The following is a 21096-nucleotide window of genomic DNA, read 5'->3' on the forward strand; positions in this document are numbered from 1 at the left end:
CTGTGTCCCGAGATGAACGGCGTGTGTTCCCTGATCTCCGGTTGCAGCAGGATGTGCAGGTCAGGGGCGTCCACATCCAGGTCACAGATGACCTTGCTTTCGGCCAGATGGGCAAAGGAGGCACAGACCGTGGTTTTACCCGTCCCGCCCTTGCCGCTGATGACGACGATCTCACGCATGGCACACCTCCCCGCCCAGACGGCGCAGGGCATCGCGCAAGTGTTCGAAACGCTGTTTCCATTCCGGGGACAGCGCGGCCAGCAGACGACCATTGGCATATTGCTCGGCGGCGGCCCGCTCAAAAGGCAGCTCCGCCAGCAGGGGCAGGCCGTGCTCACGGCAGTAGTCACGCACCGCGGCGTCGCCATCGGCATTGCCTGCGGCCCCGGCCCGGTTGATGACCACGGTCATGGCCTTGCCCAGGGGCAGGAAGGCCTGATGCGCCAGTTTGAAATCATGGAAGCCGAAGGGCGTGGGATCGGCCACCAGCAGGATCAGGTCCACGTCACGGGTGACCGTGACCGCCGGACAGCTGACCCCGGGAGGCGCGTCGAGGATGGCGTCGGCCGGGACCGCAGCCAGCATGGCTTCCAGACGGGCCCGCAGCCAGCGCAGCAGGGGCGGCGTCATGGATTCGCCGATGCGGGTACGTCCCATGAGGAAGCGGACCGTGCCGTCCAGCACCGTGCCGTATTCCAGTTCGCCCAGTTCCCGGCCCACGGGTTTGAGGGCCTTGTCCGCGCAGACGGCGAAACAGCCGCCGCAGCCGTGGCACATATCGGGGAAGATGCTGATATTGCCGGCAAAGGAGGCGATGGCCTTGAAGCTGCAGATCTCGCGGCATTTGCCGCATTTGCTGCACGCGGCCAGATCGAGGGAGGGCACCTCCAGCCAGGCCTTGCTGCTCCCCTCCACCTGCGGCGGCAGGAAGAGATGGAGGTTGGGCGCTTCCACGTCCGTGTCCACGGCCACCAGGGGATTGTCCCAGACACTGGCCAGGGAGGCGGCCACACTGGTCTTGCCTGCCCCGCCCTTGCCGCTGGCGATGGCGATACGCATACGGGTCCCCTACTTGTTGGGCGCGTCGGCAAAGGGGAATTCGCCCTTCTGGAAGCGCTCCACCGCTTCCCGGACGGTACCGCTCACATCCTGACAGACCTTGATGCCCGCAGCCTTCAGGGCGTCGAAAGCCTTGGGGCCCACATAGCCGCTCAGCACCACCTGCACGCCCGCGTTGGCCACGCGCTCGGCGGTCTCGATACCGGCCCCCATGCTCATGGTCTGGGAAGCGCCGTTGTCGATATAGCTCACGCTCATGTCCGGCAGATCCACCACCACGAAACCGCCCGCACGACCGAAGCGGGGATCGACGAGATCGTCAAGGGTGGGGCCTTCACTGGAAATGGCAATCTTCTGCATGGTATTCTCCTTTGCGCCCGCAGTGCGGGGATCCGGTCCGGCCAGGGCGTAATGGCCGCCCTCGATGCGCAGGGCCCGGCCCGTGACCAGGGCCAGCGCCACCGTGCGCCGGGCCGCGGCCAGTGTGCGGCCGAACGTATGCCGGGACACACGCATGCGGCAGGCGGCCTCGGAACCGGTCAGGCCTTCCAGATCCGCCAGGCGCAGGGCTTCGAGCTCTTCCACGCCCAGGCAAACTTCCTCCAGGGCCGTCATGGGGATGCCCCGCGGCTTGAAGTAGGTGACACTGGGAGTGCTGGCCACATAGCGGCACTGTCTGGGACGCGGCATGATTTCTCCAATTGTCTGGCAAAACGGACTCACAGCCGGAAGGACGTCAGGCTGCGGACGTTTTGCACAATTGAGCATAATCCTTGCGGCAGCCATGTCAAGCCCCTTTCCCGGATCCCGCCGTTTTTTTCCGCTTTCGCGCAGCGCGTTGACGCTTTTCTTGGCCCCGTGGTACAAGGCCGGGGCCTGCCCCGCGCAGCTCTCACGAGGTCCCCATGTCCCAACATCGAACCAGCATGCTGCATCGTCCCGTGGCCCAGACCTTTTTCCGCTACGGCCTGCCCTGGTCCGCGGCCTTTCTCCTGCTTTCGTCCGCCGGCCTGGTGGACACCATCTTCATCGGCCGCTATGTCGGGGCCCAGGCCCTGGCAGCCGTCAATATCGTCAGCCCGGCCTTCAGCATTTTTTTCGGCATGGGCGTCATGCTCTCCGTGGGCGGTACGGTCCGCAGCGCCCACCATGTGGGACGTGGCGACTTGCAGGCCGCTTCGGCGGTCTTTGGCCGTACCATGCTGCTCATCCTGCTGGCCGGTCTGATGCTGGCCCTGCTCTCCCTGCTGTTCCGGCCGCTGCTGCTGACACTGCTGGGAGCGGGGGGCGATGTCATGCGGCCCGCACATCAGTACCTGACCACCATCCTGTGCTTCAGCCCCGTGCTGCCCGCCTCCTACGCCCTTTCGCAGTTCGCCCGGGTGGACCAGCATCCCACCCTGGCTTCTCTGGGGCTCATCCTGAGCGCCGGCGTCAATATCGTCCTGGATTACCTGTTCATCGCCCGTCTCGGCTGGGGCGTGCAGGGGGCGGCCCTGGCCACAGGCCTGGGCTACAGCTGCACCCTGCTCCTGTTCCTGTGCCACTTCCTGTCCCGTCGCGCCCTGCTGCGCCTGACCCTGAAGGGCTGCGGCTGGAGCGAGATCCTGCGGGCCAGCCTCAACGGCAGTGCGGAGAGCATCAACGAGCTCTCCGTGGGCAGCATCATCCTGCTCATCAACCATCTGATGATGGCCCGTTTCGGCTCTTCCGGCGTGGCCGCCTTCACTGTGGTCAGCTACGGTTCGTGGTTCGGCCTGACCCTGGCCTACGGCCTCAGCGATACCCTGTCGCCGCTGGTCAGTGCCAATCATGCCGCCGGGCTGCGCCAGCGGACGCACAGCTTCCTGCGCGTCGCCCTGCTGAGCCTGCTGGCGCTGGGCGTGGTCATGTTCCTTGTCTTCAGCCTCTACCCGCAGGAGCTTGTCCGCCTTTTCCTGCCCGGCAACGCCGCTGTGGGCGGCCTGGCCTGCCATTTCATTGCCGACTTCCGCTGGAGCTTTTTCTTCAGCGGTCTGAACATGGGCATCGCCTGCTACCTGACCGGGCTCAACCGTTCCCTGCAGGCTGCGGGCATGGCCCTGGGACGCAGCCTGGTCTTCCCTGCCCTGTTCCTGAGCCTGTTCGCCCTCTGGCTGGAAGACGAACATATCTTCTGGGCCATTCCCCTGGCCGAGGCCCTGACCCTGCTGCTGGGCATGGGGCTGCTGGCCCACGGCCGATGGCGTACCGGCTGGTAGGCCTGCTGACAGGAACAGCCGCATGCCGTATGCTTGCGGCACACCACACAAGGAGGCCCCATGCCCACGAAACGCCTTTTGCCTGCCCTGCTGGCCGCCCTGCTGCTGGCCGCCCCTGCCGCGGCGGCCGAACATGCCCCGGGCTTCGAAGCCTGCATCAAGAAAAATCCCAAACGTTCGGACCAGAAACAGTGCCTGGATATGGAGCGTGACTACTGGCAGAAAAAGCTGGATGCCCGCTATCAGGCCATGCAGGGCATCTGCAAAAAATTTTCCGGCCCCGAAGCGGAAAAACGCGGCGCCGCCTGCCTGGATGCCCTGGAAGAAAACCAGCACAGCTGGCTGGCGTACAAGGCCAGCATGCGCCCTGTGGCCGAGAACCATCCCAACAGCCAGAGCGCCACGGAAAACCTGGCCTGGCTCGAGATCGACCAGCTGCGCAAGCGCATCCATGATCTGGAGAGCCTCGACCCCTCACTGGCGGACAGGCCTGCCCGCCGCTCCACGACCATGGACGACATCGAGAAGGGCCTGTCGGATTTCGGCAACAGCATGGAATCCCTGTTCAATTCCGGCATGAAAAAAATGGGGCTGGACTAGGTCGCGTTTTGCTTTCGTAAACGGCAGGGGCCGGGCAGCCTCTTCGCAGCTCCGCTCCCGCCCCAAGGCGTCCCGCCCGCCCCGGGCCGCAGCAAGAGGGCGGCCTCTCCATCATGCCCTCTTCGGCCATCCTTTTTTGCCGGGCTGCCCGGACTGCCTGCCATCCGGCCCCGGCGCACCTTGTGGAGGCATCATGGATTCTTTGCTCACGCTGCCGGAAGACATCCGTCTTCCCGGCATACCGGAACATTTCACTCCCCTGCTCGCCTCGGACAGCGGCCTGCTGGTGGAGCGCATCGTCTCCTGGGGCCATGTGACGCCGGAAGGCCAGTGGTACGACCAGGAAAAGGACGAATGGGTCCTGCTGCTGGAAGGTTCCGCCCGGCTGGGCTTTGCCGATGGTCGTGAAGTGGCCCTGGAACGCGGCCGGTGTCTGCTGCTGCCCAGACATGTACGCCATCGTGTGCTGGAGACCAGCAAGCCCTGCATCTGGCTGGCCATCCACGCACCACAGCTGCGTCCGCAGGAAACTGGGGGCACGGCAGACGGCCCGCAGGGACAGGGTGGGCCTCGACCCCGTTTCCCTCAGCGCCACGGCCAGCGCTAGCGGGAAAACACGGCGCCTGCCGGGCCATGCCGCCCCTACCCATGCGCGTTCACCGGTCCCGGACAACGTCATCCGGGACGGTACGGCCTGTCCCTTGCCCGCCCCTCGTACCTCGTGACATTCCCCGGCAAGCCCTACAGGAGATGCCCATGTCCCTGCCCCTGTTCACCTGCCGCCCCATCGGCATCATCCACACCCCGCACACCGATCCGGCCCAAACGCCCCGGCAGCCCATCCACGCCGCAGGCTTCACCGGCCAGGTGGAGGTCTTCCCCGAATTCGCGGCCGGGCTTGAAGGGCTGGAACACTCTGCCCGCATCTGGCTGCTCTTTGCCTTCCACAGGGCAGACACGCCGCGCCTGCACGTCATCCCGCACGGCCGGACGCAGGAGCGCGGCGTCTTCACCACCCGGGCCCCCTGCCGTCCGGGCGGCATCGGCATGAGCCTGGTACCGCTGCTGCGCCGGGACGGGAACATCCTCCACGTCACGCATGTGGACATGCTGGACGGCACGCCCCTGCTGGACATCAAGCCCCACTTCCCCGATCTGGACAGCGGTGCCCTGCTGTGACGCAGCCTCCCGCGCTCCCTGCCCGAAAGCGGCAAGCCGGTGGCCCTTGCCACCATCCCCGCCATCCTGCCCATCGTGTCTGGCGGCCATCCACGCTCACCGGGGCAAAACTCCCTGATCCTGTCCGCAGCGCTGGCGGGCCTTGCCGTGGCTCCTCCGGCAGTGGAGGCATACAGCGGGAGGCCCTTCCTCTGGCCCTTCCTCCGTGCTGCCGCCGGCTCCGGTGATCCTCCGGCATTGTGCCTTGCCGCTGCTGCAACACGCCAGCACATGAAACGAAAAACGCCCGCAACACGAACTTGCGGGCGTTTTTGTGCACCGAAACGGTACAAAGGGAGGCCCCCCATGGGCCTCCCGGCGGGCATTTCAGGGCCGAAGAGGTGAACCCTGAAATTTCATGCGTTCATGGCCTAGCGGCCCGCCGCACGGCCTAGTCGGCCTGGGTGCGGATGAACGTGGGAATCTCGAAGTCTTCTTCACTGTAGGTGAAGTCCTCATGACCGGGGTTGTGCTGGCGCCGGGGCAGGGGCTGCTGGCCCAGCGTGGCGCCTGTGCGCAGGTAGGTCGGTTTCTCGAACTGGTCCTGGGCTGAATAGGGACCGTACCCCCCCTGCGGATAGGAGTTCTGGGGGATCCAGTCACCGCGCTGGCGCACGGGGCGCGGGCGGGGCTGCTCGTAGGCAGGGGCCTGCGGCGCTTCCATGGGGCGGGCCGCGGGCGCGGCCTGCGAGCCGGGGAACTTGGTCACGCTGGAGCTTTTCACCGGCTCGGGCACGGGCGGCACCACCGCGGCGCTGGGATCGATGCCCGTGGCGATGACGGTCAGGCGCAGTTCGTCGCCGATGTTCTCGTCGTAGACCACACCAAAGATGATGTTGGTATCTTCAGGCGTGGCATCGGCGATGATGTCGCCGATCTCGGCGATCTCGTCGGTGGAGATGTCCATGGACGCCGTGATGTTGTACAGCACGGCCTTGGCGCTCTCCAGGGAAACGTCTTCCAGCAGCGGGCTGTTGATGGCGCGCTGGGCGGCCTCGCGGGCGCGGTTCTCACCGGCGGCCACACCGGTGCCCATCAGGGCCATGCCGGATTCGGACATGGTGGTACGCACGTCGGCGAAGTCGAGGTTGATCATGCCGTCGGCCAGGATGACGTCGGAAATGCCCTTGACGGCATAGAAGAGCACGTCGTTGGCTTTCTGCAGCATGGCGGAGAAGGGGGTCTTCTTGGGGGCAAAGGCCAGCAGGCGGTCATTGGGGATGGTGATCAGGCAGTCCACATGCTGCTTGAACTCTTCCAGCCCTTCTTCGGCGAAGCGCCGGCGCCGGGCTCCTTCAAACGAGAAGGGCTTGGTGACGACGCCCACGGTGAGGGCGCCCATCTCCTTGGCGGTCTGGGCCACCACAGGCGCGGCCCCCGTGCCCGTGCCACCGCCCATGCCGGCAGTCACGAAGACCATGTCGGCATCGCCGATGGCTTCCCGGATGGCATTGACGCTCTCCAGGGCGGCTTCACGGCCCACAGCGGGATTGGCACCGGCCCCCAGGCCCTTGGTGAGTTTTTCACCCAGCTGGATCTTGACCGGGGCATTGTTGCGGCTCAGGGCCTGCATATCGGTATTGGCGCAGATGAACTGCACCCCCTGCAAACCGGACGAGATCATGTTCTGCACGGCGTTGCCGCCGCCACCGCCTACACCGATGACCTTGAGCTTGGCATTATTGCCCAGCGTGATGTCGATATCATCAACAATGGATTGTGACATAGTTCCCTCTCCTCAACTGCTCTAAAAGCTTGCCCGCTTTGTTTTTTAGGAAATGTCGGAAAACCACTTTTTCATACGCGCCAGCAGGCCTTCGAAAACGCCGCTTTCGCTGTGCGTGGGAGTAAACTTTTTCTGCCCGGAAACTTCCTTTTCCGCGCCGTAACGCAGCAGCCCCACGGCCGTGGAGAACTTGGGGCTGTTCACCACGTCCTTGAGCCCGCCCACATTGCGGGGGTAGCCGATGCGCGTGGGCAGGTTGAAGATCTGCGTGCCCAGCTCCTGGCAGCCCTCGATGAGGGCCGTGCCGCCGGTCAGCACCACACCTGCGCCCAGGAAATTCTTGTAACCGGAATTTTCCAGCGTGCGGTTCACCAGGCACAGGATCTCTTCCATGCGCGGCTCGCAGATCTCCGCCAGGATCTGGCGGGAGATGCGGCTGGGGTCACGACCGCCCACGGTGGGGACTTCGATGAACTCGTCATGCCGCACCATGTCGGTCAGGGCGCAACCGTACTTGAGCTTGATGCGTTCGGCCGCCGCAATGGGGGTGCGCAGGCCGAAGGCGATGTCGTTGGTCAGGTTCTGGCCGCCCAGGGCCAGCACATGGGTATGCTTGATGGAATCGTTGGCGAAGATGGCGATATCCGTGGTGCCGCCGCCGATATCCACCAGGGCGACGCCCAGCTCCCGTTCTTCTTCCGTCAGTACGGCCTTGGCCGAGGCCAGGGACTCCAGGGCGATGTCCGAGACTTCCAGCTGGCTGCGGTGGCAGGAGCGCACGATGTTCTGGGCCGAGGTCACGGCCCCGGTCACGATGTGCACCTTGACCTCCAGGCGCACGCCCGCCATGCCCAGCGGATCGGCGATGCCGCGCTGGTTGTCCACGATATATTCCTGCGGCAGGATGTGGATGACTTCACGGTCGGCGGGGATGGCCACGGCGCGGGCCGCATCGAGCGCGCGTTCCACGTCGCGCTGGCCCACCTCGCCGCCCTTGACGGCGATGACGCCATGACTGTTGATTCCGGCGATATGCCCGCCGGCGATCCCCACATAGACCGAATTGATCTCACAGCCGGCCATGAGCTCGGCGTCTTCGATGGCGCCCCGGATGGACTGCACGGTCTGCTCGATGTTCACCACCACGCCCTTGCGCATGCCGTGAGAAGGACGGGTGCCGATCCCGACGACATCCACCAGGCCGTTTTCCGCCATTTCCCCCACGACCGCGCACACTTTGGTAGTGCCGATATCCAGGCCTACAATGAGATCCGCCATAGTTACTCCTCACCAAACATCATCCGCGCATGGGCTGGCTGAGCGTCACCCAGACACTGCCGTTGACCGAGCGCACCTCACGCACGTTCTTCAGCTCGTGCCTGCGTGCCAGATCTCCCAGCGTCAGACCGATCCGGGCAAGATTGCCGGCCCAGTCGTCCGTTGCGATGGAAAGCCGCATCTCGCGGTCTTCCAGATATATCTCGATACCCCGTGCGGGGCTCACCATGACCGAAGCGATGGCCCCCGCCTCCACCGGCAGGCTGCCCGCATGCAGATCCTTCATGAAACGCGGCAGATAGGCCACATCATCCTCGGCCCCCGCTTCCACGGTCAGGGTCGGCAGGGAGAGGAAGTTGCGGCTCTCCACCGGGGCGATGGCCTCGCCGGATTCGTTGGCGTAATACAGCACCCCGTCCTTGTGGACCCAGAAGGTGGGCATACGCTCCTTGATCTTGATGACGAAACGGTCCGGCAGCAGCCGCTTGACCGAGACCTCTTCCACCCAGGGCGTGGCACGCAGCTTGCGCTCCACCTCCGCGATGCTGACCGCCAGGGAGTTCTCCCCTTCCTTCAGGCCGCCGTACTGCAGGACCATCTCCCGCGAAAGCCTGACGTTCCCGGCCACATCGATGTGCCGTGTGGCGAAAAAGTCACTGGTCGTGGCCTTGCCGTACAGCCAGAGGGATCCGGCGCACACCCCCGTCACCGCAGCGACCAGCCCCGCAAGCAGCAGGACGCAAAAAAAACGCTGCACACGCCCGCCCCGCAGCTTGCTCCACAAGGCGAACGGCCGTTTTTCCTTCACCGGTCTGGCCCGGTTGCGGGTGTTGGGACGCGAAGCCGTGCTGCGGCTGGGGGCAGCCTTTGCGCTGCCGCCGTACGAGCGTGTATTGCGACGATTTTTTTTCAGCGAAAACGTCACGGCACGATCCTGACTTCCGTTTCCAGCATGATGCCGGTCTGCTCCAGCACCCCCTGCCGCGCCATCTCTATCAGTTCGAACGCGGCGCTCGCGCTGCCCTTTCCTTCATTTATCAAAAAATTGGCATGCATGGTCGAAAAAGCCATCCCGCCGAGCCGCCTGCCGCGAAAGCCGGCCCTATCCAGAAGGATGCCGGCTGGCTTGTCCGGGGCCGGGTTTTTGAACACGCAGCCCGCACTCCATGCTGTCACAGGTTGTTTAGACTTTTTCTCGCAAATATTGCGATGCATGAGTTTAGAGATGCCATTCCTGTCAGTCTTGGTCAAGTCAAATATGGCTTCGAGCACAAGAAAACCGTTTTTTTTGCCGTTCACCAGCAAAGTTCTGTAACCATATTGCAGTTCCGCGACCGGGAAGATTTGCGGACGACCATCGACAACAGCCCTGATTTCCAGGAGGTTCCTGCAAGTTTCGCACCCGTAGGAGCCCGCGTTCATGGCCACGGCCCCCCCGACGCTCCCGGGGATGCCGACGAGCCCCTCAAGGCCGCCGAACCCCCGCCGTGCACAGAAACCGAGCAGTCGCGGCAGGGGCACGCCGGCCCCCACGCGCACATGGGCCCGTTCTGCAGATTCCCAGACGACCTCGGGACCTTCCTTGATTGCAGAACGGAGCAGCACGACTGGTAATTCGCCATCCCTGGCAAGCAGATTCGTGCCCGCACCGATGATGAACGGGCTCCCGCCCAGCTGCCGCAACCGTTCCGCCAGCAGCGGATAATCCTCCGCACGCTCGAGCACCAGTTCCGCGATGGCCCGGCCCCCGAGATGCAGTGATGTCCGCCCCGCCAGTGACGGGGAAGGGATCTCACGCATCCTTGCCGCCCTCCAGCCAGGCCGGTCCCACACGGGTGATGGTGCCGGCCCCCAGGGTCAGCAGCACGTCACCGGGCCGCAGGATATCGTCCAGGCCCCTGACCATGGCGTCGATGGTCTGGAAGTAGGTGACCGGGGTCTCGGAGACCTGGCGCATGCCCTGGGCCAGGCTCTCGCCGGAAACACCGGGGATGGGCTTTTCGGACGCGGCGTAGATCTCCGTCAGCACCAGCTGGTCCACCACGTCGAAGACCTTGCAGAACTCGCCGAAATGGGCCTGGGTGCGGCTGAAGCGGTGCGGCTGGAAGGCCACCACCAGGCGGCGGCCGGGAAAGACCTGACGGGCCGTGGCCAGCGTGGCCGCGATCTCGGCCGGATGATGGCCGTAGTCGTCGATGACGGTCACGCCGTTACGTTCGCCCTTGAACTCAAAGCGCCGCCCCACGCCCCGGAAGGTGGCCAGACCTTCCACGCAGCGTTCAAAGGGGATGTCCGCGGCCGTGGCGGCACCGATGGCGGCCAGGGCATTGAGGATATTGTGGCGGCCGGGATGGGGCAGGCTCACCTCGCCCAGCTTCTGTTCACCGCGCCAGACCTCGAAACGGCTGGTCATGCCCGATTCCAGCAGCACGGCGCGCAGCTGGTTGTCGGCGGCAAAACCGTACGTCAGCACCGGACGCTTGACGCGCGGCAGCAGGGCCCGCACGCCCGGGTCATCGCCGCAGACCACGTTGAGGCCGTAGAAGGGCACCTTGTTCATGAACTGGACGAAGGCATCGTCGATGGCCTGCCGGGTCCCGTAGTGGTCCAGATGGTCCTCGTCCACGTTGGTGACCACATTGATGATGGGGAACAGACAGAGGAAGGAGCCGTCGGACTCATCGGCTTCGGCGATGAGGTAGTGGCCGCTGCCCAGATGGGCGTTGGTGCCGTAGACATTGAGCCGCCCCCCGATGATGACCGTGGGGTCCAGACCGGCCGTGTCGAAGATGGAGGCCGTCAGGGACGTGGTGGTGGTCTTGCCGTGCGTACCGGCAATGGCCACGCCCTGGCGCAGGCGCATCAGCTCGGCCAGCATCTCGGCACGGGGGATGATGGCGATATTGCGGCGGCGCGCTTCCACCACTTCGGGGTTGTCCTCGGGGATGGCCGTGGATTTGACCAGCACCTGCACGTTGCCCACGTTCTCGGCCGCATGGCCCACGGCGATGCGGGCCCCAAGACTGCGCAGATGCTTGACCACGGCCGAATCGCTCATGTCCGAGCCCGAGATGTCATAGCCCAGGTTGAGCAGGACCTCGGCGATGCCGCTCATGCCGGCGCCGCCGATGCCCACCATGTGAATCTGCCGAATCTTGCTGTCCATATGTCGTCTCTCTCTATCGGGAAGAAGATGTTGTCGTGAACCTACCGTGCGCACACGGTCTCCAGCTCCGCGGCCACCAGCTCCGCCGCATGGACGCGGGCACAGCCGGAGGCCGCCGCGGCCATGGCGCGCAGCCTGTCCGCATCCTGCAGCAGGTCCGTCACCTGCGCCATGAGGCCGTCGCTCTCCATGCGGGCCTCGGGCAGCATCAGGGCCGCGCCTTCGGCCACCAGGGCCTGGGCGTTGCGCGTCTGGTGGTCATGCACCGCATAGGGGAAGGGCACCAGCACCGAGGGCAGGCCCGCGGCGCAGAGCTCGGCCACGGTGGTGGCCCCGGCGCGGCACAGCACCAGATCCGCCCAGGCATAGGCCGAGGCCATGTCATCAATGAAGGCACTCACACAGGCCGGATCATAGCCCGCCGCCGCGTAGGCCTCGCGGGTCACGGCCTCGTCGCGCACGCCTGTCTGGTGGCGCACCTCGATGCCCGCGGCCCGCAAGGCGCCGAGATGACGGCACACATGGACGTTCAGGGCATGGGCCCCCAGGGAGCCGCCCATGACCAGCAGACGCTTGCCGGAAAAATCATGCTGCCGTCCGGCCAGAGCCACCACGGCGGCCCGCACGGGGTTGCCCGTCAGCACGGTCCGGGAGGCGTCGAAGCCCTCTGTCCCCGGCAGGGACAGGCAGATGCGCCGGGCAAGACGTCCCAGGATGCGGTTGCTCATGCCGGCGATGGCGTTCTGTTCATGCAGCACCGTGGGCACACCGGCCAGACGGGCCGCCAGCATGGGCGCGAAGGCGGCATAGCCGCCAAAACCGGCCACCACCTGGGGCCGGAAACGCCGGATGATGCCCCGGGCCCGGCAAACGGCACAGGCCATGCGCCCGGCCGCGGCAAAGGCCCGCAGGCCACGCCCCAGGAAGCCGCGCACGGGCAGGCCGATGAAGTCGATGCCCGCCGCCCGGGCCAGACGCTGTTCCGGGCCGTACTGCGAGCCCACGAACAGCAGCTCCACGCAGGGATGGCGCAGGCGCAGGGCTTCCGCCACGGCCAGTGCCGGGAAGATGTGCCCGCCGGTGCCGCCGGTGGTCAAGAGGACTCTTTCCATATGCTCCCCTCCTTGCCCGTGGCCGTGCGCGAAAAATTCATGAGCAGGCCCACACAGAGCATGGTGGCCATAAGGTTACTGCCGCCGTAGCTCATCAGGGGCATGGGCACGCCCTTGGGCGGGGCCACCCCCATGACCACGGCCAGGTTCATGACGGCCCCCATGGCCAGGATGACCGTCAGGCCGAAGGCCGTCAGGCGGTCGCGCAGCTCGGTCTGGCGCATGATGATGCGGTAACAGCGCCAGAACAGCAGGCCGAACAGCAGCATGACCACGGTCACGCCCACGAAACCCAGCTCCTCGGCCAGCACGGCCATGATGAAGTCGTTGTGGGCTTCGGGCAGATAGAACATCTTCTGCCGGCTGGCGCCCACGCCCACGCCGAAAAAGCCGCCCGAACCGATGGCCAGCAGGGACTGCACCAGATGGTAGCCCGTATTGGTGGGATCGGCGAACGGATCCAGGAAGGCCAGCAGGCGGCGCAGGCGATAGGGTTCGAGGATGGCCAGGGCCATGGCGCCGGCGCAGGACAGGATCATGGCGAAGAACAGGTAGATGAAGCGCGTGCCCCCGGCCAGACACATGAAGAACAGTATGCTGGCCACCACCACGGCGCTGCCGAAGTCGGGCTGCAGCAGCAGCAGGCCGCAGAACAGGCCCGTCACGGCAAAGGGCGGGATGACGCCCCGGCTGAAGGTCTTGACCAGGGCCTGCTTGGAGCTCATGAAATAGGCCAGATACAGGGCCAGGGAGATCTTGACGAACTCCATGGGCTGCAGGCTCACGGGCCCCAGGGGAATCCAGCGCTTGGCGCCGTTGATGGACGGCGTCAGGGGCGACAGGGTCAGCAGGAGCAGGAACAGGGACAGGAAGATGGCCGGATATTGCAGCCTGTAAAGCCAGCTGCGGGGCATGAGGGCCGCGCCCCAGAGCACGACGCCCCCGCCGCAGGCAAAGACCAGCTGCCGCTTGAAGAAGTAGTACTTGTCGCCGTTGACCTGCTCGGCCACGATGCCGCTGGCCGACAGCACCATGATGAGGCCGATGGCCAGGATGATGAGCATCAGGGTGAACAGCCACCAGTCGAAGCCCTCGAAGCTCACTCTGCCAAGGGCACGGGAGATGCCCCCGCCCTGGGGAGCGGCCGCTTCCTTTTTCTTTTCCTTCCTGCTCAGGAACATGTTCTTCATGCCAGGCTTCCCACGATGCGCTTGAAGTCGTTGCCGCGTTCCACATAGTTGCGGTACTGGTCAAAGCTGGAGGTCGCCGGTGCCAGCAGGACCACATCGCCTGCCGCCATCCGGCCCTGCAGGGCCAGGACGGCGTCTTCCATGCGCTCATGCCAGCTCAGGGGCACCACGCCCTGCCAGGCCGCCTCGAAGATCTCGCGGCTGGCCCCGTACAGGCTCACGCTTCGGACCTTGCGGCGCAGCAGCTCCTTCATGCCGTCCAGATCCCCGCCCTTGAACTTGCCGCCGCACAGCAGGTGCACAGGATGATCCATGGCTTCCAGCGCCACCTTCAGGGCGGCCACCGTGGTGCATTTGGAATCGTTCACATAGAGCACGCCATGCACGCGGGCCACGGATTCCAGGCGGTTGGGCAGGGGCTTGAAGGCGGCCACGGCACGCGCGGCATTCTCCAGCGTCACGCCGAAGGGACGGCAGGCCTGCCAGGCGGCCTCGGCATTGAACTGGTTGTGCTGCCCGAACAGGGGGCAGTCGGGGAAACGGCCTTCGGGCCGGATCCAGACCTTGCGGGCCCTGAGGCCGAAACGGGCGGCGGCCTCTTCCAGACCGGGCGCCAGCACCGCCAGATCATCTTCCGTCTGGCAGCGGAACAGGCGGAACTTGGCCTCGATGTATTCTTCCATGTCCTTGTGGTAATCCAGATGGTTGGGCGAGATGTTCAGCACCACGGCCACACGGGGATGGAAGGTGGAACAGCACTGGAGCTGGAAGCTCGAGGTCTCCAGCACCAGCACGTCGGCTTTTTCGCCGGCGAGCAGATATTCCGAAAGGGGCGTGCCGATATTGCCGCCCAGGAAGACGCGCAGGCCCTGCTCCCGCAACATGGCCGCCGCCAGGCTGACCGTGGTGGTCTTGCCGCTGGTGCCGGTCACCGCCAGCACGGGTTCACCGTCAAGCGCACGCCAGGCCAGTTCCATCTCGGCCAGGATCTCCGTGCCGGCCGCATGGGCATGAGGGCCCATCAGCTCGCGCAGACGCACCACGGGCAGGCCGGGGCTGGGCACCACCAGCCCGGCACCGGCAAAGAGCTCCGGTCCCTGTTCCCCCAGCACCAGCTCGATGCCTTCCGCGCGCAGGGCCGCGGCCTGCGCTTCGTCCAGGGCCTGGGGATTGCTCTCCAGCAGGCGCACCCGGGCGCCCTGCCGCAGCAGAAGACGGGCCGCGGCCTTGCCGGAACGCCCGGCGCCCACCACGACAGCCAGTTCACCGGCCTTGATGCACCGGCCACGATCTTCATTCTGAGCCATGTCACATTCCTCGCGCATATAGTGCCGCGCCCTGCACGGCAGGCACGGCGGACAGGATACGAAAACGGCGAACAGGCTCCGGCCGCCATACGGCCGGGCCCTCCGGGATCAGCGCAGTTTCAGCACCGACAGGGCCACCAGACCCAGCAGGATGGACGTGATCCAGAACCGGATGATGATTTTTGATTCCGGGACGCCCTTCAGTTCAAAATGGTGATGCAGGGGAGCCATGCGGAACAGGCGCTTGCCGCCTGTCCAGCGGAAATAGCTCACCTGCATGATGACCGACAGGGTCTCGGCCACGAACAGGCCGCCCACCACGGCCAGGATGAGTTCCTGCTTGCAGAGCAGGGCCAGATAGCCGAGCACACCGCCCAGGGCCAGCGAGCCCACATCGCCCATGAAGACCTGGGCCGGATAGGCATTGAACCACAAAAAGCCCAGCCCCGCGCCCACCAGGGCCGCACAGAACACCGTGACCTCACCGACGCCCGGCATGTAGGGCAGCAGCAGATATGTGGCGAAGCGGGCATGGCCGGTCACATAGATGAAGATGGCGAAAACGATGCCGGCCACGATGCAGGGGCCGATGGCCAGGCCGTCCAGACCGTCGGTGAGGTTGACGGCATTGGACGAGGCCACCATCACGAAGACCCCGAACGGCAGGTAGAAGGGACCCAGGTCGGGGGCCCAGTCCTTGATGAAGGGGATGCTCAGCTGGCTGGAATAGCCGGGGTCCATGACCAAAAAGAGCATGGCCACCACGGCCACCACCAGCTGGCCCGCCAGTTTGGCCCGGCCGCTGATGCCGCGGTTCTCGGCATGGCGCAGTTTGGTCATGTCGTCCCAGAAGCCCACGGCCGCGAAGCCCCAGAACACCAGCAGGGTCTGCCAGATGTAGAAATTGCCCAGATCCGCCCAGAGCAGCAGGCTGACCGTGAGACTGAAGAGCATCAGCAGGCCGCCCATGGTGGGCGTGCCTTCCTTGCAGGCATGGGCCGTCACCTCATGCAGGATATGCTGGCCGCATTTGAGACGGCGCAGCCAGGCGATGAACCGGGGCCCCAGCAGGATGGAGAGCACCAGGGCCGTGATGAACGCGGCCATGGAACGGAAGGTGATGTACCGGAAAACATTGAGCGCCGTCCATTCGGACGCCCACGGTACCAGAAGGTTGTACAGCATCTACAGACTCTCCGTACGGCTGCCGGGCAGCCAGTCGCTCCGCTCCAGGGCTTCGAGCAATTCTTCCAGATGGTTGCCGCGCGACCCCTTGAAGAGCATGAGCCCCCCCTGCCCTCCCGTATCGGCGGGAAGATGTTCACGCAGGGCCTGCACGAAGCCTTCGCCGGACTCCACAGGCAGGAACCTGCCCGTATACAGGCCGTGCTCCAGCCCGTCACGAACGGCATCGGCATGGCCGCCGCGCCAGAAGACCAGCACCGGGCGCAGCTGGGCCAGATGCCTGCCCAGACGCTCATGCTCCCTGTCCGCCACGCTGCCCAGTTCGCGCATCTCGCCCAGCACCACCACGAAAGGCCGCTTCTGGGCGCTTTCCGCCGCGGCGTCAAGCATGCGGGCCATGGAAAGCGGGTTGGCGTTGTACGTATCGTCCACGATGTCCCAGCTGCCCCGGCGGCTGCGGGCAAAACGCTGCGGCGGCAGCTGCGCGTCGGCAAAACCGGCGGCGATCTCCTCGGCGCTCAGGCCCAGCATGTGGGCGGCGGCCGCCACGGCGATGCAGTTCTCGGTGCCGTAATCGCCGCGGAAAGGCGCCGTCACGTCGCAGGGACGGCCGTCCAGCCACAGGCGGTACTGCCCGTGCACGCCATCGCTGCACCCGGCATAGGCCGCACGATAGGAAAGCGGGCGGCCGCTGGCCGTGAAGAAGATCACGTCGCCGAACACGGCCCGTGCCTCGCGGACAAGGTCATCATAGTCGGCGCTCACGAGGGCCTGCCCTTCAGGGGCCAGATGCGCCAGCAGGCGGGACTTGTGCCAGGCCACGCCACGTTCGCCCAGGCCCTCGGTATGGGCGGCGCCCACATTGAGGATCAGGGCCAGATCAGGCTTGAGGATGGCGCCCAGCTCGTCCATGTCGCCCTCGTGGCTGATACCGGCCTCGAAGACCCAGAAGTCCTCGTCCCCGTCGGTCTTGAGCATGCACAGGGGCATGCCCACCTGGTTGTTGAGGTTGAGGGCATTGCAGGCGGTCTTGCCGCGCCGCGACAGCACATGGGCCAGCAGTTCCTTGACCGTGGTCTTGCCCGCGGAGCCGGTGATGCCCACCACCCGGGCGGAGGACTTGCCGCGCCAGAGGGCGGCCACGGCGCCCAGGGCCCGCACCGTATCCTGGACCGTCAGGACAGGCACGGACAGACCTTCCAGCGGACGGGCGGCCAGCACGGCCACAGCGCCCTGCTCCACGGCACGGGCGGCATAATCATGGCCGTCCACACGCTCACCGGCGATGCAGACGAACAGGCTGCCGGGCGCGGCCTCGCGGCTGTCCGTGACGACCGAAGTGACCGTCACGCTGCCGTCGGCCACCTTCACATCCCGGGCACAGCCCAGACAACGAACGATTTCAGCAAGATCTAGGCGCACCCCAACAGCTCCCGCACCACTTCCTGATCACTGTAGTGATGTTTGGTGCCCTGAATGATCTGATAGTCCTCATGGCCCTTGCCGGCGATCAGCAGGGCGTCATCGGGACCGAGCATCTCCACGGCCCTGGCCGTGGCCTTGCGGCGGTCCACCTCCACCACGACTTCCCTGGCTTCGCGCAGGCCGGGCAGCACATCCTCGAGGATGGCTTCCGGGTCCTCGAAACGGGGATTGTCCGATGTCAGCACGGCCACGTCGGAATAGCGGGCCACTGCCTCGCCCATGATGGGGCGCTTGGTGCGGTCACGGTTGCCGCCGCAGCCGAAGACCGTGACGATGCGCTTGAAACCGGCGCCGCGCAGGGCCTTCAGGACATTGACCAGGGCGTCGGGGGTGTGGGCGTAATCCACGAAGACGTGCAGCTTGCGGGCATTGGGCACCCGCTCCAGACGGCCGCACACGCCGTGGAAATCTTCCAGATGGCGCAGATCGTCCGGCATCAGGCCCAGCTCCAGGGCCAGGGCCTGCACGGAAAGGAGGTTGGAGGCATTGAAGGCTCCCACCAGCGGCGAGCGCAGCTCCCATTGCTGGCCGTCCAGATGCATCCGCAGATGGCAGCCGTCCGTCCCGGCGGACAGCAGCTCGCCCCACAGATGGCGCTGCTGCGGGAGCGCCCTGTGCAGGCCGAAGGACAGGGCGCGCGGGCACAGCTCCAGCAGGCGGCGGCCCCAGGGGTCATCGCCGTTGATGGCCATGACCTTGTCGGCGCGGGGCAGTTCCAGGAACAGGCGGGACTTGGCCCGGAAATAGCTTTCCATGTCCTGGTGGAAATCCAGATGGTCCTGGGTCAGGTTGCTGAAGGAAGCCCCGGCAAAGGGCACCCCGCAGACGCGCTGCTGGTCCAGGGCATGGGAGGAGACCTCCATGACGGCGATGTCCACACCGGCCTGTGCCATGGCCGCCAGCATGGCGTGCACGCGCAAAGGATCGGGCGTGGTCAGGGGCGCGGCCTCGCTATGGCCGGGCCAGCGGTAGCTCACCGTGCCCAGCACGCCCACCTTGTGCCCGGTGGCCGTGAACAGATGTTCCAGCAGATAGGCGCTGGTGGTCTTGCCGTTGGTGCCGGTGACCCCCAGCACGCGCAGCGGCAGGCTGCCGGTATGCCAGCGGGCCTCGGCCAGACGCCACAGGGCCTCGCGGGGATCCTCGTGACAGATCACCGTGCGGCCCGCGGCGCGGGCGGCTTCGGCCTCGGCCCTGCCGGGCAGGCAGACGATGGTGGACGCACCGGCCTCCACGGCCGGCGGGATGAAACGGGCGCCGTCGGCGTTGACGCCGGGGACAGCCACAAAGATGTCCCCTTTGCCGACCTCACGCGAGTCGGAGCGTATCTCCCCCCCCTCACGGCGCACCTTGTCGAGCAATTGATCGAATTGGCGATTCACGGTTACCTCTCCGAGAGCCACAGAATGTAAGTGACGTTTTCCCCTTCCTTGGGCCAGGCCGTGCCCGGCGGCGGGCTCTGCCTGACCACGCGCGTGCCGGTCCCCTTGAGTTCCGGCACGACCCCGGCGCGGGCGAACAGTTCCACGGCGTTGCGCACCGTCTTGCCCTTGACGTCCGGGACCCGGCTGGAAGCCTTGGCCAGATGGCCGGGCTGCTGCATGGACGGCGGACGGCTGGTCTGGACGTCCTCCCTGGCCAGGAAGGGCACATCCAGCCGTGAAAGCTTGAGGCCGCGCTGACGCCCCTTGTCCTTGTCCGGCTTGTCGTCCTTTTCCGCCTGCCTGACCGCATCGGGAACGATGGCGCCGCTGTAGGTGATGGCACGCGAGGCGATCTCGCGAAACACCGGCGCGGCCACCACGCCCCCGTACTGGTTCTTGGTGGGTTCGTCCACCAGCACCACGATCAGATAGCGGGGATCGTCGGCAGGCAAAAAGCCCACGAAGGAGGCCAGACGCTTGGAGCCGTAGGAGCCGGCCTTGTGGTCGGCTTTCTGGGCGGTGCCGGTCTTGCCGGCCACTTCCACGCCTTCGATGCGGGCCCGCTTGCCGGTGCCGTCCTTCTCTTCCACCACATCGCGCATCATGCCCATGACCTCGCGGCAGACACGTTCGGAAAAGATGCGTTCGTAGCGCTGCTCCACGTTGACCTGCTCGCGCAGCAGACGCAGGGGCTTGTAGACCCCGTTGTTGAGCAGGGTCAAGTAGCCCTGCGCCATCTGCAGGGCCGTGACGGACACGCTCTGCCCGAAGGACGCGGACATGAGGTCGGCCTCGCTCCAGGAGCGGGGCTGGCGCAGGATGCCCCGGCTGTCGGCCACGGGCACGCAGGTGCTCTCGCCGAAACCGAGGGCGCGCAGATATTTGTAGAGCGTGGGCGAGCCCAGCTCCAGACCGATCTTGGCCATGCCGATGTTGGAGGAATAGCGCAGCACCTTGTGCGCGGGCAGCACGCCCTGCCGCGAGGTGTCACGGATGGTCACCTTCTTGATCTCCCACTTGCCGTTCTCGCAGTCGATGGCCGTGTTGCGGTTGATCTTGCGCTCCTGCAGGGCCGAGGCCATGACGAAGGGCTTGAAGGTGGAGCCGGGCTCCAGGGCGTCGGAGGCCAGCCGGTTGCGGTAGATCATGGGGCTGGACTGGCGGTAGGTATTGGGATTGAAGAAGGGATACTGCGCCCAGGCAAGGATGTCGCCGCTGGGCACGTCCACCACCAGGGCCCCGCTCCAGCGGGCATCGAAGTCCCGGGCGGCGCGGGCCACGGCCTCTTCGGCGATGAACTGCAGCTGCACGTCCAGGGTCAGCATCAGGTCTTCGCCCCGGAGCTCGTCCTTGCCTTCTTCATGCAGGTAAAAACGGCGGCCCATGGCGTCGCGCTGCACCACCATGCGGGTGGGCGTGCCTGCGAGCCGGTCGTCCAGCGAGCGTTCCAGGCCTTCCAGGCCCTTGTCGTCCACGCCCACGAAACCGAGCAGCTGCCCGGCCAGATGCTTGAAGGGATAGACGCGGTCGTATTCCTTGGAAAGGCCGATGCCGGGCAGGCCCGCCTTGCGCACGGCCTCGGCGGTGTAGTCGTCCACCTTGCGGCGCACCCAGACGAAGCGGCGCTTGGTCTTGGAAAGCTCGTCATAGAGCTTTTGCGGCTCGATGCCGAGGATGGGCCCCAGGGTATTGGCCATGGTCAGGAAGTCCTGGATCTCCTGCGGCCGGGCGTAAACGGAGCGGGCCTCCACGCTGCGGGCCAGCACCTGGCCGTTGCGGTCCATGATCATGCCGCGCTTGCCGGTGACCAGCTCCGTGGCCATGTGCTGGCGGCGGGCCTTGTCGGCCAGGCGGGGGCCTTCGATCATCTGCAGGTACCAGGCCCGGCCCCACAGCCCCAGCCACAGGACGCAGAAGATGGCCACGACAGCCGTGATGCGGGCCTTGCCCCAGTCCACCCTGTCGACCCAGCTCAGGCCCCTGTTCTTGGGCGCGACAGAAACACGCCGGGCCCCGCCGCTGCGCACGGTGCGTGATGCGGCACGGCCCGGACGACGTTTCCTGTCTCCGGCATCGGATGAGAATTTGAACATGCGTCCCCCGCTT

General features: G+C 65.9%; 19 protein-coding genes (1 of these 19 cut by a window edge). 4 read left to right on the forward strand and 15 right to left on the reverse strand.

Annotated features, from left to right (window positions below):
* The 3 genes in view from DESPIGER_RS04480 to DESPIGER_RS04490 are tightly spaced (at most 9 nt apart) and all read right to left on the reverse strand, a layout consistent with a single transcriptional unit that may run on beyond the window.
* Positions 1 to 179, reverse strand: partial view of an ATP-binding protein gene (locus tag DESPIGER_RS04480; RefSeq protein ID WP_072333598.1) — the 5' end (the start) only. Its footprint begins 691 nt before the window's first position; only the first 179 of its 870 coding nucleotides appear in the window; the start codon lies at positions 177 to 179; its stop codon lies off the left edge, out of view.
* The gene (locus DESPIGER_RS04485) at positions 172 to 1059 is read right to left on the reverse strand and encodes a 4Fe-4S dicluster domain-containing protein (RefSeq protein WP_072333601.1); all 888 of its coding nucleotides are present in this window, start codon (positions 1057 to 1059) and stop codon (positions 172 to 174) included. The genes DESPIGER_RS04480 and DESPIGER_RS04485 overlap by 8 nt, the downstream gene beginning before the upstream one ends.
* A gap of 9 nt (positions 1060 to 1068) precedes the next feature.
* On the reverse strand, positions 1069 to 1749 hold the full coding sequence (locus tag DESPIGER_RS04490; protein WP_072333604.1) for a DUF134 domain-containing protein: 681 nt from the start codon (positions 1747 to 1749) through the stop codon (positions 1069 to 1071).
* Between the two features lie 215 nt (positions 1750 to 1964).
* On the opposite strand from DESPIGER_RS04490, the gene DESPIGER_RS04495 reads away from it, so the two are divergent.
* From DESPIGER_RS04495 to tsaA, 4 genes are all read left to right on the forward strand, one after another.
* On the forward strand, positions 1965 to 3299 hold the full coding sequence (locus tag DESPIGER_RS04495) for an MATE family efflux transporter (protein ID WP_083575296.1): 1335 nt from the start codon (positions 1965 to 1967) through the stop codon (positions 3297 to 3299).
* 60 nt (positions 3300 to 3359) lie between these two features.
* Positions 3360 to 3899 carry a lysozyme inhibitor LprI family protein gene (locus DESPIGER_RS04500; protein WP_072333610.1) on the forward strand — a complete coding sequence of 180 codons (540 nt, stop codon included), beginning with the start codon at positions 3360 to 3362 and terminating at the stop codon, positions 3897 to 3899.
* 193 nt (positions 3900 to 4092) lie between these two features.
* A complete protein-coding gene (locus DESPIGER_RS04505) occupies positions 4093 to 4506 on the forward strand; it encodes a cupin domain-containing protein (protein WP_083575297.1) in 414 nt (137 codons plus the stop codon).
* A gap of 149 nt (positions 4507 to 4655) precedes the next feature.
* Positions 4656 to 5078: a tRNA (N6-threonylcarbamoyladenosine(37)-N6)-methyltransferase TrmO gene (gene tsaA, locus DESPIGER_RS04510; RefSeq protein ID WP_072333614.1), complete on the forward strand. Its 423-nt coding sequence runs from the start codon at positions 4656 to 4658 to the stop codon at positions 5076 to 5078.
* A 430-nt stretch (positions 5079 to 5508) separates the two neighbouring features.
* Here tsaA and ftsZ read toward each other — a convergent pair whose 3' ends face one another.
* From ftsZ to DESPIGER_RS04570, 12 genes are all read right to left on the reverse strand, one after another.
* Positions 5509 to 6843 carry a cell division protein FtsZ gene (ftsZ, locus tag DESPIGER_RS04515; protein WP_072333617.1) on the reverse strand — a complete coding sequence of 445 codons (1335 nt, stop codon included), beginning with the start codon at positions 6841 to 6843 and terminating at the stop codon, positions 5509 to 5511.
* Between the two features lie 45 nt (positions 6844 to 6888).
* Positions 6889 to 8121, reverse strand: coding sequence for a cell division protein FtsA (ftsA, locus tag DESPIGER_RS04520; RefSeq protein ID WP_072333620.1), 1233 nt, complete (start codon positions 8119 to 8121; stop codon positions 6889 to 6891).
* Between the two features lie 19 nt (positions 8122 to 8140).
* On the reverse strand, positions 8141 to 9046 hold the full coding sequence (locus DESPIGER_RS04525) for a cell division protein FtsQ/DivIB (protein ID WP_072333623.1): 906 nt from the start codon (positions 9044 to 9046) through the stop codon (positions 8141 to 8143).
* Positions 9043 to 9921, reverse strand: a complete 879-nt coding sequence (gene murB, locus DESPIGER_RS04530; protein ID WP_072333625.1) for a UDP-N-acetylmuramate dehydrogenase — start codon at positions 9919 to 9921, stop codon at positions 9043 to 9045. Before murB ends, DESPIGER_RS04525 begins: the two co-directional genes overlap by 4 nt.
* Positions 9914 to 11287 carry a UDP-N-acetylmuramate--L-alanine ligase gene (murC, locus tag DESPIGER_RS04535; protein ID WP_072333627.1) on the reverse strand — a complete coding sequence of 458 codons (1374 nt, stop codon included), beginning with the start codon at positions 11285 to 11287 and terminating at the stop codon, positions 9914 to 9916. The genes murB and murC overlap by 8 nt, the downstream gene beginning before the upstream one ends.
* A gap of 41 nt (positions 11288 to 11328) precedes the next feature.
* Positions 11329 to 12399 carry an undecaprenyldiphospho-muramoylpentapeptide beta-N-acetylglucosaminyltransferase gene (gene murG, locus DESPIGER_RS04540; protein ID WP_072333630.1) on the reverse strand — a complete coding sequence of 357 codons (1071 nt, stop codon included), beginning with the start codon at positions 12397 to 12399 and terminating at the stop codon, positions 11329 to 11331.
* Positions 12381 to 13589, reverse strand: coding sequence for a putative lipid II flippase FtsW (ftsW, locus tag DESPIGER_RS04545; RefSeq protein WP_072333633.1), 1209 nt, complete (start codon positions 13587 to 13589; stop codon positions 12381 to 12383). The genes murG and ftsW overlap by 19 nt, the downstream gene beginning before the upstream one ends.
* Positions 13586 to 14896, reverse strand: a complete 1311-nt coding sequence (murD, locus tag DESPIGER_RS04550; RefSeq protein ID WP_072333637.1) for a UDP-N-acetylmuramoyl-L-alanine--D-glutamate ligase — start codon at positions 14894 to 14896, stop codon at positions 13586 to 13588. The genes ftsW and murD overlap by 4 nt, the downstream gene beginning before the upstream one ends.
* Positions 14897 to 15004: 108 nt before the next feature.
* Entirely contained in the window at positions 15005 to 16081 is a 1077-nt protein-coding gene (mraY, locus tag DESPIGER_RS04555; protein WP_072333640.1) for a phospho-N-acetylmuramoyl-pentapeptide-transferase, read from the reverse strand.
* The gene (locus DESPIGER_RS04560) at positions 16082 to 17503 is read right to left on the reverse strand and encodes a UDP-N-acetylmuramoyl-tripeptide--D-alanyl-D-alanine ligase (RefSeq protein ID WP_072333643.1); all 1422 of its coding nucleotides are present in this window, start codon (positions 17501 to 17503) and stop codon (positions 16082 to 16084) included.
* A complete protein-coding gene (locus DESPIGER_RS04565) occupies positions 17494 to 18948 on the reverse strand; it encodes a UDP-N-acetylmuramoyl-L-alanyl-D-glutamate--2,6-diaminopimelate ligase (protein ID WP_072333646.1) in 1455 nt (484 codons plus the stop codon). Before DESPIGER_RS04565 ends, DESPIGER_RS04560 begins: the two co-directional genes overlap by 10 nt.
* A gap of 2 nt (positions 18949 to 18950) precedes the next feature.
* Positions 18951 to 21083 carry a penicillin-binding transpeptidase domain-containing protein gene (locus DESPIGER_RS04570; protein ID WP_072333649.1) on the reverse strand — a complete coding sequence of 711 codons (2133 nt, stop codon included), beginning with the start codon at positions 21081 to 21083 and terminating at the stop codon, positions 18951 to 18953.
* Positions 21084 to 21096: the final 13 nt, after the last annotated feature.

This window comes from Desulfovibrio piger (genome assembly GCF_900116045.1).
GTDB lineage: Bacteria > Desulfobacterota > Desulfovibrionia > Desulfovibrionales > Desulfovibrionaceae > Desulfovibrio > Desulfovibrio piger_A.

What these genes read in the sequence shown, in the direction of transcription:
- tsaA (WP_072333614.1), top strand. Translation starts at nt 4,656, where the DNA reads ATGTCCCTGCCCCTGTTCACCTGCCGCCCCATCGGCATCATCCACACC.
- ftsZ (WP_072333617.1), bottom strand. Translation starts at nt 6,843, where the DNA reads ATGTCACAATCCATTGTTGATGATATCGACATCACGCTGGGCAATAAT.
- murC (WP_072333627.1), bottom strand. Translation starts at nt 11,287, where the DNA reads ATGGACAGCAAGATTCGGCAGATTCACATGGTGGGCATCGGCGGCGCC.
- DESPIGER_RS04505 (WP_083575297.1), top strand. Translation starts at nt 4,093, where the DNA reads ATGGATTCTTTGCTCACGCTGCCGGAAGACATCCGTCTTCCCGGCATA.
- murB (WP_072333625.1), bottom strand. Translation starts at nt 9,921, where the DNA reads ATGCGTGAGATCCCTTCCCCGTCACTGGCGGGGCGGACATCACTGCAT.
- DESPIGER_RS04500 (WP_072333610.1), top strand. Translation starts at nt 3,360, where the DNA reads ATGCCCACGAAACGCCTTTTGCCTGCCCTGCTGGCCGCCCTGCTGCTG.
- DESPIGER_RS04485 (WP_072333601.1), bottom strand. Translation starts at nt 1,059, where the DNA reads ATGCGTATCGCCATCGCCAGCGGCAAGGGCGGGGCAGGCAAGACCAGT.
- ftsW (WP_072333633.1), bottom strand. Translation starts at nt 13,589, where the DNA reads ATGAAGAACATGTTCCTGAGCAGGAAGGAAAAGAAAAAGGAAGCGGCC.
- DESPIGER_RS04570 (WP_072333649.1), bottom strand. Translation starts at nt 21,083, where the DNA reads ATGTTCAAATTCTCATCCGATGCCGGAGACAGGAAACGTCGTCCGGGC.
- murD (WP_072333637.1), bottom strand. Translation starts at nt 14,896, where the DNA reads ATGGCTCAGAATGAAGATCGTGGCCGGTGCATCAAGGCCGGTGAACTG.
- DESPIGER_RS04490 (WP_072333604.1), bottom strand. Translation starts at nt 1,749, where the DNA reads ATGCCGCGTCCCAGACAGTGCCGCTATGTGGCCAGCACTCCCAGTGTC.
- murG (WP_072333630.1), bottom strand. Translation starts at nt 12,399, where the DNA reads ATGGAAAGAGTCCTCTTGACCACCGGCGGCACCGGCGGGCACATCTTC.
- mraY (WP_072333640.1), bottom strand. Translation starts at nt 16,081, where the DNA reads ATGCTGTACAACCTTCTGGTACCGTGGGCGTCCGAATGGACGGCGCTC.
- DESPIGER_RS04495 (WP_083575296.1), top strand. Translation starts at nt 1,965, where the DNA reads ATGTCCCAACATCGAACCAGCATGCTGCATCGTCCCGTGGCCCAGACC.
- ftsA (WP_072333620.1), bottom strand. Translation starts at nt 8,121, where the DNA reads ATGGCGGATCTCATTGTAGGCCTGGATATCGGCACTACCAAAGTGTGC.